Origin of the sequence: Gluconobacter japonicus (genome assembly GCF_002723975.1) — a bacterium.
Taxonomy (GTDB): Bacteria; Pseudomonadota; Alphaproteobacteria; order Acetobacterales; family Acetobacteraceae; genus Gluconobacter; species Gluconobacter japonicus.
This window is the reverse complement of sequence record NZ_BEWO01000008.1, coordinates 86506-102221: the sequence shown is the minus strand read 5'-3', so window position 1 is coordinate 102221 and position 15716 is coordinate 86506. Positions and strand designations below refer to the sequence as shown.

The window sequence follows — 15716 nt, the reverse complement described above, 5'->3', positions numbered from 1 at the left end:
TACGCGATCACAACCCTAGGAGGATGAATTTTAACCGCCTGAACCAGAGGCCTGCGAGGAGGATGGTAATTGCAGAGTTCCCATGGGAGGGGATTTCTGTTTTGGAGCGGAAACCGCTGGCGTGCCATCATCGCTTGAGCCAGTTGGAAAAATGGCGTCTGGCACACTGGGCTGGGTTGAAACGGGAGCTGCCTGCGGAACGCTGGTGGTCGTGGGCGGGGTTGTGACGGAGGGTACAACTGCCGGAGGGGCCGCAGTACCAGGCGCGCCAAGAGATTGCTGTTTGACCCCGCCATCAACGAGTGGATTCCCGATGGCATCCGTCATCCAGCTCATCAGCTTCTTGCGGATCTGGAACTCCAGTTCGACATTCATGTCCTGCATCATCTGATTGGCCAGTTCATACAGGGAGGCACGTGACGTGGCACTCTTGGAGCCGGTGTCGAGTTTGCGGCTGATCCGGGCATGAATGTAACCTGTATGCAGGTTACCCGCATCCGCAACATTCAACTGCACATCCATTGCGCCAGAAATGGCATTCTCTCCTGTGGCAGAGATATAGGCCTGCTTGATGATGAAATCCGCCTGCCCGGTCTGCCCGCTGGCAACAAGACGCTGGCTGGCCATTTGTTTGAGCGCCTGATCAGGCGGAGTAGGGGCTTTGGCGCTCAGTGTGCCTGGGGAGGGAACTGCCTCGTCCTGAATATTAATCGTAGCAACATTCAGGTGAAGCTGGGACAGATAGCTATAATCGGCTGGTGGGAATGTCTGCGCAGGCTCATCGTCTGCACATCCCCCAAGAGCAAGGGAAAAAGCCAGAGCACTTGCTCCGATCCAGCGTCTCATACCCATCACCCAGTCTCCCGAAACCTACTTGCTATGGCGGTCCAAAAGGGATTTCAGTCGCCCGAACAGCCCCTTTTTAGGCTCTGACTTTAATACCGGAGTGGTCTCCAGTGGAAGCTCCGGTAAAAAGGATCTTTGTGGAGCCGCCATAGGCTCTGGTGTGCTCTGAATCTCTGTGGGTTCAGGGATCGAAGACCTACTAACAGAGTGTGTAGCCTCTGTAGAAGCAAGTGGAGAGGTGGGTCGATCATCCCGAGGGGTTTTGGGCGTGCGCAACGAAGATGCCTGACCTACTCCAAAATCTTCCGGAAGAAACGGACGCGCTGAACGGATTGTCTCTGCATGATCCGAATGGCTGGCAAACCATTCCAGAATCCAGCCGGGAAAGAGCGGCCCGGAAGGAGCATCGCTGATCAGCAGCGGGCCTTTGGGATAATAGAAAGACGGTCGACGGTCCGGCGCTGTTTCATCCCAGACAAGGTAGAAGACAGTGTTCTCGGCTTCGTCATAAAACCGGTAGGCAGTTGCGGAAGCCCCCAGTTTCATCTCAATCTGGGCACGAACAGGCAGGGCCGAAAACGGCGAAGACACAATCAGTGCACCACCAGTACGCTTTGCAGAAAGCAGGGCTTTCATCCGTCCTTCCGCGACGGGTTTTCCGTCCGGGCAGGTCAGGGCTTCCCCGCTATCCGCATGGCCTGCCGCGATGAAGATGGCATGAGGGGCATGGCGTCCCAGCCAGGCCCCTGAAAGCTCACGAAAGGCAACTTCCGGAAGATCCGTTCTGAAGATGCGTGCATCTTCCTTGATGTCCCCTCCCAGAACGCCTTCCGCCAAAGGCCAGAACAGAGGATCCATCGCGGTCAGAAGATCGTTCTGAACAGGTGGAGCCAAGGCCAGAACATGGCTACCCCTGTAAATTCCGTTCTCCAGCCACCAGCAGGCCTGTCTGCGGCTGATCTCATCCTGAAAAACAACAACTTCGAACTGCCCGACGACCGGCTGACGTTGGAGTGCGACCCATCCGGGGTACAGCGCCCCGGCAGGCGCACCATCAATCTCGATACCATCCAGCAGCGAAGTCATCATTCAGGCTTGTCTCCCAGTTCGTCGCGGGTGAAGCGGAAACCGACATTACAGAACTCACAGTTCATCGTGATGGCTCCGTCTTCAACCATGTGGTCCAGATCGCCCGTGCTGAACCTGTCGAGTACCGCCGCAAGACGGGCGCGCGAACAGCGACAGCCATAAGCCAGAGCGCGGGGGGTCGCGATCTGCACATCCAACGTCCCGAACAGACGATAGATCAGATCCCCACTGCCTAGATCTTCATCAAAAATTTCAACAGGCTGGAGTGTTTCGGCAAACGTACAGGCCGTTTCCCACGCATCGTTATCCTGCGCGGTGGCTTCAATGCCACCTTCCGCAGCAATGCGTTCCAGAACCAGCGCACTGGCCCGCCAGCCTTCCAGCGTCTTCGTGCAGAACAACCGGATCAGACAATCATGCTGCTCGCTGGTCTGGAAGTAGTGCATGGCCATGCCGGAGAGTGTGTCTCCCGTCAGTTCCACGATGCCCTGATGGCGGTCCATATCCGCCCCCTGATCAATCGTGAACGCCATGAACCCGTTGCCCAGAAGCTCGGGCGTTGTCTGCGGAAGATTCTCTGGATCCGCGTCTTCTGAAAGACGTGCCATAAAGCGCAGATCACCAGTATCCGTCGCATCCGCCAGCAGCATCGTGACCGGTCCATCGCCCTTGATCTGCAGGGAGAAAGAGCCTTTGAACTTCAGGGCAGAAGCCATGGCCGCCACAAGGGCCAACGCCTGACCGCCCAGTTCCAGAACAACGTCCGGCAGGTCATGACGGGCGAGGATAGCGTCAGCCAGTTTCCCCAGCCTGACAAGGCGCCCCCGCACCGGCGATCGCTCCAGATGGAAGGGAACAATCCCTCCGGAAACAACCATGTTCGGGACGTTGGGACGGTCCCTGTCAAGAAATGGAGGTGTATCGATCACCCGTTTTCTCTCCCAAGAGCCCAGAGAAGCAGGCCCTTCTGCGTATGAAGTCGGTTTTCCGCTTCATCAAAAACAACAGACGCCGGGCTTTCGAAAACATCCGTCGTCACTTCTTCCCCGATATGGGCAGGGAGGCAGTGAAGGAACAGGGCCTCAGGCGCAGCTTTCGCCATAAGGGCAGCATCCACCTGGTAATGGCGGAAGGCTTCAAGGCGTTCTTCGCGGTCCTTGTCCCCCATGCTGACCCAGGTGTCTGTCAGAACAGCATCTGCTCCGGCAACGGCTTCAGCCGGATTATGGAAGATTTCGATGGAAGCGCCATTTTCGCGCGCCCATCGTACCGCACGCTCACTGGGTGCAAATCCGGTAGGTGTTGCCAGACGCACATTGAATTTCAGCAGAGCCGCAGCTTCCATCAGCGAGGTCGCAACATTGTTGCCATCGCCAATCCAGGCCAGCGTCTTGCCCGCAATCGGGCCGCGATGTTCTTCAAACGTCAGAACATCCGCCAGAATCTGGATCGGATGGGACACCGGCGTCAGACCGTTGATAACTGGCACGGTGCTCCACTTTGCCAGTTCGCGCAGGTTTTCATCCTTGCCCGTTCGCAGAACAATCACATCCAGAAAGCGTGAGAGAACCCGTGCCGTATCTGCAATGGTCTCCCCGCGTCCAAGCTGCATATCTCCCGGCGAAAGTACCGAAACCTGGCCGCCAAGCTGACCCATTCCGACTTCGAACGACACACGCGTCCGGGTGGAAGGCTGTGCCAGCATCAGGCCAAGAGTTCGGCCTTCAAGGGGACGCTCTGGATGCAAGGGGCGCGCACGATTATTTTGCAGAGCTTTAACGCGGGCCGACAGATCAATGATCTGCCGAATAACGTCTCCGCTAAAATCCCGAATATCAAGAAAATGCCGTGGCATCTGCTGTTCCGTTCCAACTGTCCGGGGGGCGATAGCCAGACTCACGACACTGTCTCCTGTTCCAGTTTCCCGGCAGCCACAAAGGCTTCGGCTGCCTCAATCAGTTTGTTGCACGCAATTTTGCAGTCTTCTTCCGTCACGATCAGCGGCGGCACAAGACGCAGAACATTGTCCCCCGCTCCAACTGTCAAAAGACCAGCCGCCGTTACAAACGGCATGACCTCACCGACCGGAGGCACACAGTGCAGCCCACGCATCAGGCCCATGCCGCGCACATCGTCAAATACCCCGGAAGAGCGTTTCACAACGTCCTGGAGCAGGGCGCCAAATGTTTCTCCAACGCTCTGAACGTGGTTCAGAAAACCAGGGCTGAGGACTTCTTCAAGAACGGTTGTCCCGGCAGCGCAGGCCAGTGGATTGCCGCCAAATGTCGTGCCGTGAGATCCCGGCGTCAGGTGTTTGGCCAACTCTTCCGTCGCCAGAACGGCCCCCAGCGGGAAGCCGCCACCAATGCCCTTGGCAATGGAAATGACGTCCGGCTTGATGCCGTACCACTCATGCGCGAACAGCTTGCCTGTCCGGCCGACACCCGTCTGAACTTCGTCGAAGCCAAGATAAATGCCGTGCTCGTCGCAAACCGCACGAAGTGCCTTCATGAAGACTTCTGTCGCAGGCTTGATACCGCTTTCGCCCTGAATTGGCTCCACGATGATACCAGCCGTCTCCGGCGTAATGGCCGCCCGCAGCGTGTTCGTGTTGTTGAACGGCGCGTGGTCAAAGCCTTCGACAACAGGGCCGAAACCCTTCTGATAGGCGGGGTTCCCTGTGGCGGAAATCATGGCCAGAGTCCGGCCATGGAAAGCGCCGTCAAAGCACAGAATACGCGTCCGTTCCGGATGGCCGTTCTCAAACTGGGCGCGGCGAATCATCTTCACCATGCCTTCGTTGGCTTCGGCACCCGAATTGCAGAACAGGACAGAGTCCGCGAACGAATTCTTCACCAGAAGATCCGCCAGTTTTTCAGCCTGCGGAATGCGATAAAGATTCGAGACATGCATGACCTTCGCAGCCTGATCCGCGATGGTCTTCACCAGTTTCGGATGTCCATGGCCAAGCGAGGAGACGGCAATGCCAGCCCCGAAATCCAGATATCGTCGCCCGTCCGATGCCGTCAGCCAGACGCCTTCGCCCTGCTCGAAAGCAAGGTCGGCACGTTTGTAATTGGGCATGAGGGCGGAGATCATGATGATCGACGATCCTGAATCGGGGTGAATGAAAAGCTGCAGAATCGGAAAACCCTGCCCCGGTCGCCCGGGGCAGGGCCAAAGATTCCGCAGACACATACTGTGCGGCAGAAATGCAATCCGTCAAACCCCTTGCGGGGAAAGAACGGCTTCAGGCACGCCTGTAAACGAGATCCCGGGCCAGCCAGCACCCAACGCGAAGCGCATTTACACCTGCCGCATCCCGCTCGAAGGCCAGCGTCCAGTCTCCCGGGGCGGTATGATCCAGAGCGCGCGGGCAGGGCAGAACCCACACATCCTTCGCCAGCCTTTGGAGTGGCTCCATACGTCCATTGCCGAGAATGCCTGAGAAACCGCCGTAAACGACACCATTTGTCAGTGTGATGGTGACTTCTGCCTCATCCAGCTCTTCGCAGCGATAGACACCTTCAAGAGCGTCAACATCCTCGCCCGGCGTTTCATCACACGCTGTTAGAATACCAACCCGGTTTTCACCGGGACGCTCCATGCGAACTTCGTCGCCCTGACGCACCACACGGACGGTCTGCGTTTCTGCCCGTGAAGGAGCAACCCCTTCCAGCATTTCAGGAACCATCAGATAGCGAAGCTGTGCGCCTCCGGGCGCGGGTTCGATTCGGGCAGACAGGCCCGTTTCCTGTTCAAGATACGTCCCGTAAAGTTCAAGGGGCTGCTGGGTCGTCCGCTCCGGCTCATAAGGAACGCCAAGAGCTGCAGCCAGAATCTGGGCTGCGGCCACCTGAGCAGGTGCCATATGATTGAACATCACCACCACGGACAGTCGCTCCGATGCCACATGCAGACGATGCGAACGCCAGCCACGCAGGGCGCCCCCATGCATCGTCATATCCCGCCCGAACATGGAGGTGCGTTGCAGTCCAAAACCATAGGGGGCAGCTGCACCATCCAGAAAGGTCACCGGGCTTGTGAGGCGATTGTAAAGCCCGTCCGGATCGTCACGGGTGGCGTCAATGAAGCGCTCCCAGGCAATCATGTCATCCAGCGAGGCGCCTAGTCCGGCATCGCCTGTCCACAGAACATTGTTGATCGCCGGTCGGAAGCCGCTTTCAACAGTGCCTTCATAGCCGATTGTACCGTCCGGCATGGCGCGGGTCTCGGCCGCCAGAATGGCGCGTTCCATACCGGCAGGATTGAACACGGACGTCTGAAGCAGTTCCGCAAAGCTCCGTCCCGTCCTGTCTTCCAGAATATCGGATAAAAGGCGGAAGTTCTGGTTCACATAGGAATAGGACGTGCCTGGCTGGAACTGGAGGGTGCGTGTTCCATCAATAACGCGGCGCGCTTCCCGGTCTCCGAAGTCTCCTTCGATCGGTGCTCCATGCAGCATAGCCACGGCCCAGTAATCCCGCAGGCCTGACTGGTTATGTGCCAGATGCAGGGCGCCCGGAGCAGGCTCATCAAGCTGGGGCAGGCGGTCATCCACATCCCCATCCAGTTCTGTGGGGTCCTGAAAAAGATCCAGCATCACACCGCAGGTAAACTGCTTGGTGATCGAGCACATGCGGAACAGGGTAGAGGGCGTAAAAGAAAGCCGTCGTTCCGCATTGGCGTATCCCCAGGTGTGGCGCACCAGAACTTCGCCGTCCTTTACAACGGCAATAGCCCCGCCGGGGCCGGGATAGCGGGCAGGAATGGCGGAGACGGCCGCCTCGAGACGGGCTGAAAAAGAGTCGCTCATGGGGCGATGATGGCCTCATCCGATCTTGCCGTAAATGCCTACTTGGCAGCATACTCCTTCTCTATGGAGGACATTCCAACCGCTCCCGATTTCAAGGTGTTGCGTGAAACGGCTCTGGCTCATCTGGCCCGTTTCGCCACAACCGAACACGGCCTGCGCCAGATGCTGGAGCGGCGTCTGCGCCGCTGGGCAACACGCGCTGTTCGAGCCGGTCTGCCTGAAGAAGAGGCTGAAGCTACGATCGCTTCCCTGCGTCCCGCCGTAGATGATGTCGTTTCCGCCATGACAGAACTGGGCGCAGTGGATGATGCCGGATTTGCACGTTCCCGCGCCCTGAACCTGACGCGCACCGGACGTTCCCGCCGCGCCGTCGCTGCCCATCTGGCGACCAAAGGCGTCGATCAGAACGTGACACAGGACGCGCTCAACGAATCGCTGGGCGAACGATCTGATGATTCCGCCCATGAGGCCGAACTCGCCGCAGCACTCGTTCTGGCGCGCAAGCGTCGTGTTGGGCCTTTCTGTCGTTCTGACCGACCTCAGGAAGACCCGATGCGTATCATGGGAATCTTCGCACGCAATGGCTTTTCACGAGACGTCGTGCAGACAGCCCTTGAAATGGACCTTGAGGAAGCAGAAGACCGGATTATCGCATTTCGGAGCCGCCCGTGAAAAAACTGGCGCTCTGCCTGCTGTTATCCCTCACGGCCTGTGGGGGAAGCCGTGAATTCAGCCGCGCCAGTTTCAATGGCCCCCTCCAGTGCGCACCTTATGCCCGCTCCCGAACCGGCCTCCAGCTTCGGGGAGACGCAGCATCATGGTGGCGTCAGTCCGCCGGGCACTACGCCCGCAGTCATAGTCCCATAGCGGGCTCGGTTCTGGTCTTCCGCGCGACGTCGCGCGTACCCAGCGGACACGTTTCCATCGTGCGACGACAGATTTCTTCACGCACGATCCTTGTGGATCATGCTAACTGGGAGCCGGGACGTATTGATCGCAATGTTCCCATTACGGATGTTTCACCCGATCATGACTGGACGCTCGTTCGCGTCTGGTGGGCACCCATTCACGGCCTGGGACGCAGGGCCTATCCAACCTACGGCTTCGTTTCGGCCTCCGGTCCGGATGATGCGTCCTGAGCGAACGCTTGCACAAACGCCCAAGCCTTGCCACATGAAGGTGTAGCCTTGGCTTTTCGGAGTAATACATTATGGGCAGCATGAGCCCCGTTCACTGGCTGATCCTGGCGGTCGTCCTGCTCGTCGTATTTGGCGGCGGTGGAAAGATCAGCGGCCTGATGGGAGACTTCGCGAAGGGAATCAAATCCTTCAAGAAGAACATGGGCGAAGACGAGAACATGACGCCGGCTGAAAACAGCCAGCCACCTGGTCACATCTCGCCTCCCAACCAGTCGCCCGGTTACAGCCAGACGACCACCAACAGCGATACGCACCGTACGCAGGTCTGATGTTGAACACGACGTCTGATACGGCATGGACCGAGGCTGCCCGGCAGATTGTAAGGGCGGGTCAGCGGATGGATCAGCGCGGTTGGGTTCCGGCTACGGCTGGCAACCTGTCCATGCGTCTGGACGATGGCCGTATCGCCATCACACGTTCTGGCGGCCACAAGGGCTTCCTGACGGAACAGGACGTGATTCAGATCACCCCTGAAGGCGTGCCGCTTGATCCCGCGAACCGTGCCAGCGCCGAGACCTTGTTGCATACCCAGCTTTACGCGCATGATCCGTCGATCGGGGCAGTGCTGCATGGTCATTCCGTCGCGGCCACTATCCTGTCCATGGATGAGCCAACAGACGCTATCACCTTGGGAGGCTACGAGGTTCTGAAGGTCTTCGAAGGCCAGACGACCCACGACACCAGCCTTGATCTGCCCCTGTTTCACAACGATCAGGATATTGCCCGGCTTGCGACAGTTGTTGCTCCGAAGCTGCCGGATATGCGTCTGGGTTATCTGATCCGCGGGCATGGTGTTTACGTGTGGGGCAAGGACATGTTCACGGCTCTGGCCCGTCTTGAAGGCCTGGAGTTCCTGCTTGCCTGTCATCTCGCCCGTCTTCAGAAAGCACGCTGAACCATGAGCAGACTGACCGTCTATCGGGACGATGCTCCCGACACGATCCTTCTGGACGTAACGTCTCCCGGCGAAATCGCGGAGACATTGCGCCCGCACAATATCCGTTTCGAACGCTGGGCAGCGCCTGTTACGCCCGCCAAGGACGCGACGACAGATGAAGTTCTGGCCGCCTATCGCCCTTATCTCGATACGCTGATGGGCGAGACGGGTGCAGGCAGTGCAGACGTCGTGCGGATCAACGCCTCCACACCCAATTTGCCGGAACTGCGCAAGAAATTCCTCTCCGAACATATCCATAGCGAAGATGAAGTCCGTTTCTTTGTGCATGGTCAGGGCGCGTTCGTTCTTCATATTCATGGCCGGATCTATTCCGTCCTGTGCACTGCCGGAGACCTGATCTCAGTGCCGGAAGGCATCCCGCACTGGTTCGATGCCGGCCCGTCGCCTGATGTGGTCGCCCTGCGTGTCTTCACCGATACGACCGGCTGGATTGCCAAATATACTGGGGACGACATTGCCGAGCGCTTCCCCGCAGATGTCTCACCGGCCTCCTGAAAGCCCACTATGATCCGTCTCGTCCTGCTTGATATCGAAGGCACAACCCTGCCGATTTCTTTCGTGCGGGACGTCATGTTCCCTTATGCGGCCAAGGCACTTCCAGCCCTGATCGAAGACCACACAAACCCACAGGTCGTCGGTGCGCGGGCAGATATTGCGATTTCCCATCCCGGCGAGGATCCGCTGAAGGTCTGTCAGGACTGGATGGCAAAGGACGAGAAAGCCGCCCCGCTTAAGACGTTGCAGGGCATCACATGGCGGCAGGGCTTCGAAGATGGCACCCTCCGGGCGGATCTTTACAAAGACGTGCCACCAGCCCTGAAAGCATGGTCCAAAGGGGGGCTGCGTCTGGCCGTATATTCTTCGGGCTCCGTTCCATCCCAGAAGCTTCTGTACGGTTATACGGAACAGGGTGATCTGACGTCTCTGTTCGACGGTTTTTTCGATCTGTCGACAGGCGGCAAGAAAGACGCGGCGTCCTATACGAAAATCGCCAAGGCCTGCGCTCTGAAGCCAGAAGAAATTCTTTTCCTGTCCGATATCGGCGCAGAACTGGATGCCGCGAAAGAGGCTGGATTTCAGATCTGCCAGCTCGTGCGCCCGCAGGACAAAACAGTCCCCTATGAAGGTGCACCTCACGCAGCTGACCTGAACGACGTCACCCAGAAGTTCAGTCTCCCCACATGACCCTGCATACGGACTGGCGATCCATACCAGACAGCGCGCGCGGAACAGTCGCGGCCCTCGGCAATTTTGATGGTGTCCATCGCGGGCATGTTCATTTGCTGCATGCTCTGCGCGCTGCCCGCCCGGATCATCCGCTGTCGGTCGTCACGTTCGACCCGCACCCAAGAGAACTGTTTCGTCCGCAGGATCCTCCCTGTCGCCTGATGCTCCCGTCCGTCCGGGCGCAGACGCTGGAAGAGCAGGGCGTCTCTGAAGTTTTCCAGATTCCGTTCGATGAAGCTTTTTCACATCTGAGTGCCGAAGCCTTCGTAGAAGATATTCTGCTCCGCCATCTGGGTGTTGTGCATGTTGCCTGCGGGGCGGATTTTGCTTTCGGGCACCGCCGGACAGGGAATACGGAGACTCTCGAAGCCCTTCTGTCCCCCCATGGGGTTGGACTCACGATCGTGCCTCAGCTTACGGATGAAGGTGGTCCCATCTCTTCCAGCAGGATTCGTCGCCTGCTCCAGGAAGGCTATCCCGAACGCGCTGCTCAGGAGCTGGGAAGACCCTGGTCCATTGTCGGTCCCGTCATACACGGGGACCAGAGAGGCCGTCTTCTCGGTTTCCCAACGGCCAATATCCCTCTCGGGCAGCATCTTGAACCCGCTCGGGGCGTTTATGCGGTTCGCGTGACCTTGCCTGACGGACGCATCATTCCCGGCGTCGCCAATCTTGGCCGCCGGCCAACGATCAATGATGGTCAGGAAAGCCGGCTGGAAGCACATCTGTTCGACTTCTCAGAAGACCTGTACGGCAAGACTCTCAGCGTTGCTCTGATCGCCCTGCTGCGTGAAGAAAAGCGTTTTTCCAGTTTGGATGAACTTAAAGCCCGGATCACTCAGGACGCCGAGGAGGCTCGGGCTCTCCTGTCCGCTTGATTCGCGCGTCGTCATGATACTGCTTTAGAAAGCCGCTTCTCATTTCGAGAGCGGCTTTCTTTTTTGCGCTCTCCCGCTCAGCTCAAGCCTGCGTGGTAAATATGTCACTTAATTTCTATATTATGATTTAATGTGTAAATAAGCCCATTCGCTATATTGCGAATAATTCGCATTATCTCTCTAAGGAAGTCGCTTTTATCCTCACGACAGGATCCTGATGCGATGTCCTCGAAACACTCTAACCGCCCTCTGGGGGCCGTTTCCCTCGCGGCAAGCCTAACTCTGGTCTCTTCTGCGGCCTACGCCCAGAGCGGTTCGCCACATCATAAAGTCAAGCATCCGCAAGGACGTCGCCATCAGGCTGTTGTGCCTCCTGCATCTCAGAAAACCCAACCTGAACCCGTTGTGCAAAAGTCAGTCTCCACGCAGGCGAACAGCATCGAAGCTGCCGCTGCCGAGACAGAGCATCTGCATGTTGTGGGTTCTCCCATGAACATTCTGCAATCGCCCGTGGGCATCAGCCGCATGCCTCAGGACGTTCTGCATACACCGCAAACCATCAACGTGGTCCCCAAGGCTCTGATGGAGCAGCAGAACGTGAAATCCCTGGATGAAGCCCTGCGGAATGTCCCGGGCATCACAGCGTCTGTTGGGGAGGGCGAGGGCGGAATGGCGGGAGACCAGTTCCTGATCCGCGGTTTTCAGGCCCAGAACGACATCTACGAGAATGGATTGCGTGATTTCGGCGTCTACACACGCGACAGCTTCGATTACGACCACATCACCGTCATCAAGGGGCCATCTTCGGAAGTCTTCGGCAACGGTACGACCGGTGGCGCCATCAATATCACCACAAAAGTCGCGCATCTGGGGGACAGCTACGGTGCCAGCCTTTCAGGTGGATCTGGCGACTATGCGCGTGGAACGCTCGATTTCAACAAGCAAATTGGTGAGTCCACAGCCATCCGCATTACCGGCATGGGAAACGAGAACAATACGGTTGGCCGGAACGATGTTTATTCCCACCGGTGGGGCATAGCGCCCTCCATTGCATTTGGCCTCGGAAAGCGAACGACGTTTACGCTCGAATATTTCCACCAGACCGATAACCGTATTCCGGATTACGGCGTTCCAGTGATTACAAAACCGGGAACAGCCATTGCGAAGCCCGGTACAGAATATGGCCTGAACCGGAACAACTGGTATGGAACGAGTTATGATCAGGATGTCTCGAACGTGGACATGCTGACCGGCCGCCTCAAGTTTGATCTCAACAAATATATCACCCTGTACAATGATTTACGCGGTGGACTGTATAGTCGGTATTTCTCAGCCTCCCAGCCGGGCTGCGACACGACCTGCGCGGCTGAATTTTTCACAAACCCGGCTGCGGCCCAGATCAATCGTCGCGGACATCTGGGCGGCCCAGAACCTTATCAGCAGAATGACTGGTCCGTGCAGGATGTATTTTCCGGCGTCGCAAAATTCTCGACCTGGCGCCTGCGTCACGAGATCATTGCCGGTGTGGATATCGAGCATGTGTATGACCGGCGCACGAACCAAGCCTATAATTTCAATGGCCAGAACGGCACGCAGAAAGACACCACAAGCCTGCTTCACCCATCGTCCACACAATCGGGTTTGCTGCTTGGATCGGTCGGCCAGTATAGCGGAAACCTCGTCAATATTTCCGGTGTCGGACATGCGCTGTACAAGACAGGTGACGCCACCGATGTTGGCGCGTTCTTCTCTGACCAGATCTGGCTGACGTCCTGGTTCTCCGTACGAGGCGGCTTCCGCTGGGATCACTGGGACAGCCACTACTCAGCAAACGGCGGAACGACCGGAGCAGGCGTGTCTTATGGGCAGACGCAGGATACTTTCAATCCGACCGTCAGCCTCATGTACACGCCGACCAGTAACATCATGGTCTATTTCAACTGGGCACAATCCACGACCCCTATGGGCCTGTATGTGACCAACAGTTCCGAGCCTCTGAAATCCTCCACGCAGGGATTCAGCCCGGAGCGCAGCAGCCTTTATGAACTCGGCGCCAAATATAATGCGTTTCAGGGGCGTATGGGCTTCACAGCCTCGGTGTTCCGTCTTGAAAAGGGCAACGCCCTCATGACGGACGCTTCTACGGGCACCGTTTCCTCATCCAGCGATAGTCAGCGCAATCAGGGCGTCGAACTTAGCGTCTCAGGCGAGATCCTGAAGAACTGGACCATGATCGGCACTTACGCCTACTACGATGCGACCACCGTCAGTTCCCTGACGGCAGCAAATGTGGGCAAGCGGATCCAATATGCTCCCAAGAACTCTGCGACCATTTGGTCCACCTACACGATTGCGCCAAACAAGCCCTGGAACCTCACCTTCGGCGGTGGGCTGACATGGCGTGACGGGGTATGGCTCAACGCGGCCAATACAGCGCGCGTGCCTGCGACGATGGAGTGGGATGCTGTTATTTCCCATAATTTTGGCAAGCACTGGCGTATCGCCATGAACGACTATAACCTCGATAACCGTCTCAACTACAGCAATCTTTTCTCGGATCGTGCGACGCCGTCTGTGGGTCGCTCGTTCCTTGCGAATATTTCCGCAACATACTGACCCAAAACATCAGGCCGGTTCATGCCGGCCTGATAGCCGCACTGTTGGGGACCGGAACACCAAGTTCCTGCAGCCGTCTTTGAACGCGGGTTTCCAACGCCGTATCGCGCTTTTCCCCTAACAAAACGAGCTTCTGGTTCATCGCGAGCAGAATGTCAGACGTGGCATCCACAACAGCCTTGCGCCACCAGTCCAGAGCTTCATCAATCTTACCCGCATCCGCCAGTGCCGTCGCAAAATTATGCTGTCCCCGGTAATCCCCGCCTTCAGCGGACTTCCGATACCAGTCCAGAGCCGCCGCACGATCCTGCGACACAACCCAGCCTTCCTCCAGAAAGCGCGCATACAGGTTCATGGACTTTGCATGGCCGTTCTGTGCGGCTGTTCGGAACAGATCGAGTGCCTTGGGCAGATCCTGAGGCTGACCGATCCCGCGCATGGTTAGAATGCCCAGATTGTATCGGCCCCACTCATCCCCGGCTTTGGCGGCTTCTTCATAACAGCGTGCCGCTTCCGTCAGATCCTGGTCGCATCCCCATCCAAACTGGAAGCATCGGCCTCGCATGTTATGGCCCGGCCCAAACCCTGCTTTTGCAGCAATCGTAAACCATTCCAGCGCGCCAGCGGGATCTTTCGGAACATACACACTGTCCAGCAGCACCTGCCCCCACTGCACAATTTCCAGATGATGCCCTTTCAGGGCTTTCTGCCGGATGTCCTCAATATTTTCTGGCAGGGACGGAACGGGAGTTGGCTCTTTCCGAAGCGGAAAAACTTTTCTGAAAACACGCTTCATGTCGAACCCGCCCATGCCAGCCGAAGCAGAGAATACTGCGAACTCAGTGTATCCTCTGCATCAGGTCTGGCAAAGCCGGCATCGGGCTAAAGTGCACTGGGATTAGTCGCAGCTGGAACAACCTGCTGAATGTCAAAACCATCCTGTTTTAGCAGAGCCGGAAGACCTTTGGGTCCCGCCATGTGCAAGGAACCAACGGCAACGAACAGGGATTTCCCGGATTCGTGCAGCGACAGGATTTTCCGTGCCATTTCAATGTTCCGGTCATCCAGAAGGCGCTTGGTTTCGGCCCGCTCTTTTGGAGTGCGAAGGCATTTGCACCATGCATCGTAGTGCTGGAGCTGTGCCATATCGCTTTGTCCCCATATCTCGACGATGCGTTTCTCATCCGTGCGAGCCTCGCCAGAAGAGATATTTTTGATGGTGGTATCAATGAAATCGTCTTCATCGGCCTGATTGGCAGCAATGACCAGATCGCGCTGGGTCTGGGCCTCTTCCAGCGCAATGAGATCTTTCTTCATGCCCCCTGCTATGCCCTGAATCACAAGATCAGCAGCATAGTCCGGATAATATCCGTCCACACGCCCCACGGCTGTACTCAACCCGGCTGCCTCCAGCCCTACAGCCGTTTTCGAGAAATTGGCGACTGGCAGGCACAGCGTTTCTGCCAGATCATCCAGCTTCTTTTTCCGCCCAGTCTGGATCAGATGTTGCAGGCGGTCCGGATCTTCTGGTTTGCGCAACGTCGCGAGCGTTGCCGGGTCCTGAAGATTCAGTTCCAGCGCAACGATATTACTTTTCATCATGGCCATGCGTGTCAGGGGGCCGGGGAGCATCCATTCCTGCCGGGAGGCATGAATGGTCCCATAGAGCCAGGAAGAATGACCATCTTTCGTGATTTTCCAGAGGAAGCCACGATCCTGCGCTGTCATCAGAAGGTGCAGAAGTTCAGACTTTGGGGGGACGGAGGCCGGTGCGGGGCAGCGCGACGCCTGAGCCATTGCTTGCATGGGAACCGCAAAAAGAAGGGCAGCCAGCCAAAGTCTTTTCATCAGAATGCTTTCAACGCAGAAATAATACAGTTTGAAGCCCACCATGACGGCCCTGCCAAAACAATCCAGCGGAAAGTTTTTTCACGGAACTGCCGCATTCGCCATGAAATCTGCTGAAAAAGCGTCTCCGGCACACATAAAGACGTCTTTCCGCCGTTTGGAAGCAGAGGTTGCCCGCGAGAAGACTTGACCGCATCCCCGCCCAATCTCCATATGGTCCCCCTTATTTTGTGTGAATG

Annotated in this window: 16 protein-coding genes; 8 read left to right on the top strand and 8 right to left on the bottom strand. The window is 57.3% G+C overall.

Going from position 1 to position 15716, the window contains the following annotated elements; all coding sequences use genetic code 11:
- Nucleotides 1-30: 30 nt before the first annotated feature.
- The 6 genes from GJA01_RS07500 to GJA01_RS07475 form a co-directional block, all read right to left on the bottom strand.
- Nucleotides 31-852, bottom strand: coding sequence for a hypothetical protein (locus GJA01_RS07500; RefSeq protein ID WP_062504048.1), 822 nt, complete (start codon nucleotides 850-852; stop codon nucleotides 31-33).
- 18 nt (nucleotides 853-870) lie between these two features.
- Complete coding sequence (locus tag GJA01_RS07495; protein ID WP_062504050.1) at nucleotides 871-1935, bottom strand: hypothetical protein; 1065 nt, start codon at nucleotides 1933-1935, stop codon at nucleotides 871-873.
- The gene (hslO, locus tag GJA01_RS07490; protein ID WP_061930685.1) at nucleotides 1932-2813 is read right to left on the bottom strand and encodes an Hsp33 family molecular chaperone HslO; all 882 of its coding nucleotides are present in this window, start codon (nucleotides 2811-2813) and stop codon (nucleotides 1932-1934) included. Before hslO ends, GJA01_RS07495 begins: the two co-directional genes overlap by 4 nt.
- Before the next feature lie 47 nt (nucleotides 2814-2860).
- On the bottom strand, nucleotides 2861-3790 hold the full coding sequence (gene argF, locus GJA01_RS07485; RefSeq protein WP_062504130.1) for an ornithine carbamoyltransferase: 930 nt from the start codon (nucleotides 3788-3790) through the stop codon (nucleotides 2861-2863).
- Between the two features lie 41 nt (nucleotides 3791-3831).
- Nucleotides 3832-5034, bottom strand: a complete 1203-nt coding sequence (locus GJA01_RS07480) for an aspartate aminotransferase family protein (protein WP_062504052.1) — start codon at nucleotides 5032-5034, stop codon at nucleotides 3832-3834.
- A gap of 151 nt (nucleotides 5035-5185) precedes the next feature.
- Nucleotides 5186-6751 (bottom strand): D-aminopeptidase, encoded by a 1566-nt coding sequence (locus GJA01_RS07475; RefSeq protein ID WP_062504054.1) that lies wholly within the window; start codon nucleotides 6749-6751, stop codon nucleotides 5186-5188.
- A 63-nt stretch (nucleotides 6752-6814) separates the two neighbouring features.
- On the opposite strand from GJA01_RS07475, the gene GJA01_RS07470 reads away from it, so the two are divergent.
- The 8 genes from GJA01_RS07470 (at nucleotide 6815) to GJA01_RS07435 (ending at nucleotide 13629) form a co-directional block, all read left to right on the top strand.
- Nucleotides 6815-7423 (top strand): regulatory protein RecX, encoded by a 609-nt coding sequence (locus GJA01_RS07470; protein WP_062504132.1) that lies wholly within the window; start codon nucleotides 6815-6817, stop codon nucleotides 7421-7423.
- Complete coding sequence (locus GJA01_RS07465) at nucleotides 7420-7890, top strand: CHAP domain-containing protein (protein WP_061930569.1); 471 nt, start codon at nucleotides 7420-7422, stop codon at nucleotides 7888-7890. Before GJA01_RS07470 ends, GJA01_RS07465 begins: the two co-directional genes overlap by 4 nt.
- 71 nt (nucleotides 7891-7961) lie before the next feature.
- Nucleotides 7962-8219: a twin-arginine translocase TatA/TatE family subunit gene (locus GJA01_RS07460; RefSeq protein WP_023944515.1), complete on the top strand. Its 258-nt coding sequence runs from the start codon at nucleotides 7962-7964 to the stop codon at nucleotides 8217-8219.
- The gene (locus GJA01_RS07455) at nucleotides 8219-8845 is read left to right on the top strand and encodes a methylthioribulose 1-phosphate dehydratase (protein ID WP_062504056.1); all 627 of its coding nucleotides are present in this window, start codon (nucleotides 8219-8221) and stop codon (nucleotides 8843-8845) included. The genes GJA01_RS07460 and GJA01_RS07455 overlap by 1 nt, the downstream gene beginning before the upstream one ends.
- Nucleotides 8846-8848: 3 nt before the next feature.
- Nucleotides 8849-9403, top strand: a complete 555-nt coding sequence (locus GJA01_RS07450; RefSeq protein ID WP_062504058.1) for a 1,2-dihydroxy-3-keto-5-methylthiopentene dioxygenase — start codon at nucleotides 8849-8851, stop codon at nucleotides 9401-9403.
- 9 nt (nucleotides 9404-9412) lie between these two features.
- Nucleotides 9413-10093: an acireductone synthase gene (gene mtnC / locus GJA01_RS07445; RefSeq protein WP_062504061.1), complete on the top strand. Its 681-nt coding sequence runs from the start codon at nucleotides 9413-9415 to the stop codon at nucleotides 10091-10093.
- Entirely contained in the window at nucleotides 10090-11013 is a 924-nt protein-coding gene (locus tag GJA01_RS07440; protein WP_062016407.1) for a bifunctional riboflavin kinase/FAD synthetase, read from the top strand. Before mtnC ends, GJA01_RS07440 begins: the two co-directional genes overlap by 4 nt.
- A 222-nt stretch (nucleotides 11014-11235) precedes the next feature.
- The gene (locus GJA01_RS07435; RefSeq protein ID WP_062504063.1) at nucleotides 11236-13629 is read left to right on the top strand and encodes a TonB-dependent receptor; all 2394 of its coding nucleotides are present in this window, start codon (nucleotides 11236-11238) and stop codon (nucleotides 13627-13629) included.
- 19 nt (nucleotides 13630-13648) lie between these two features.
- Here the strand turns inward: GJA01_RS07435 and GJA01_RS07430 are convergent, their stop codons facing one another.
- On the bottom strand, nucleotides 13649-14425 hold the full coding sequence (locus GJA01_RS07430; RefSeq protein WP_062504134.1) for a tetratricopeptide repeat protein: 777 nt from the start codon (nucleotides 14423-14425) through the stop codon (nucleotides 13649-13651).
- Between the two features lie 86 nt (nucleotides 14426-14511).
- The gene (locus GJA01_RS07425) at nucleotides 14512-15477 is read right to left on the bottom strand and encodes a TraB/GumN family protein (protein WP_062504136.1); all 966 of its coding nucleotides are present in this window, start codon (nucleotides 15475-15477) and stop codon (nucleotides 14512-14514) included.
- Nucleotides 15478-15716: the final 239 nt, after the last annotated feature.

Bases quoted from the DNA above. Each gene is read 5' to 3' on its own strand.
- GJA01_RS07500 (WP_062504048.1), bottom strand. From the start codon at position 852: ATGGGTATGAGACGCTGGATCGGAGCAAGTGCTCTGGCTTTTTCCCTT.
- GJA01_RS07495 (WP_062504050.1), bottom strand. From the start codon at position 1,935: ATGATGACTTCGCTGCTGGATGGTATCGAGATTGATGGTGCGCCTGCC.
- hslO (WP_061930685.1), bottom strand. From the start codon at position 2,813: ATGGTTGTTTCCGGAGGGATTGTTCCCTTCCATCTGGAGCGATCGCCG.
- argF (WP_062504130.1), bottom strand. From the start codon at position 3,790: ATGCCACGGCATTTTCTTGATATTCGGGATTTTAGCGGAGACGTTATT.
- GJA01_RS07480 (WP_062504052.1), bottom strand. From the start codon at position 5,034: ATGATCTCCGCCCTCATGCCCAATTACAAACGTGCCGACCTTGCTTTC.
- GJA01_RS07475 (WP_062504054.1), bottom strand. From the start codon at position 6,751: ATGAGCGACTCTTTTTCAGCCCGTCTCGAGGCGGCCGTCTCCGCCATT.
- GJA01_RS07470 (WP_062504132.1), top strand. From the start codon at position 6,815: ATGGAGGACATTCCAACCGCTCCCGATTTCAAGGTGTTGCGTGAAACG.
- GJA01_RS07460 (WP_023944515.1), top strand. From the start codon at position 7,962: ATGGGCAGCATGAGCCCCGTTCACTGGCTGATCCTGGCGGTCGTCCTG.
- GJA01_RS07455 (WP_062504056.1), top strand. From the start codon at position 8,219: ATGTTGAACACGACGTCTGATACGGCATGGACCGAGGCTGCCCGGCAG.
- GJA01_RS07450 (WP_062504058.1), top strand. From the start codon at position 8,849: ATGAGCAGACTGACCGTCTATCGGGACGATGCTCCCGACACGATCCTT.
- mtnC (WP_062504061.1), top strand. From the start codon at position 9,413: ATGATCCGTCTCGTCCTGCTTGATATCGAAGGCACAACCCTGCCGATT.
- GJA01_RS07440 (WP_062016407.1), top strand. From the start codon at position 10,090: ATGACCCTGCATACGGACTGGCGATCCATACCAGACAGCGCGCGCGGA.
- GJA01_RS07435 (WP_062504063.1), top strand. From the start codon at position 11,236: ATGTCCTCGAAACACTCTAACCGCCCTCTGGGGGCCGTTTCCCTCGCG.
- GJA01_RS07430 (WP_062504134.1), bottom strand. From the start codon at position 14,425: ATGAAGCGTGTTTTCAGAAAAGTTTTTCCGCTTCGGAAAGAGCCAACT.
- GJA01_RS07425 (WP_062504136.1), bottom strand. From the start codon at position 15,477: ATGAAAAGACTTTGGCTGGCTGCCCTTCTTTTTGCGGTTCCCATGCAA.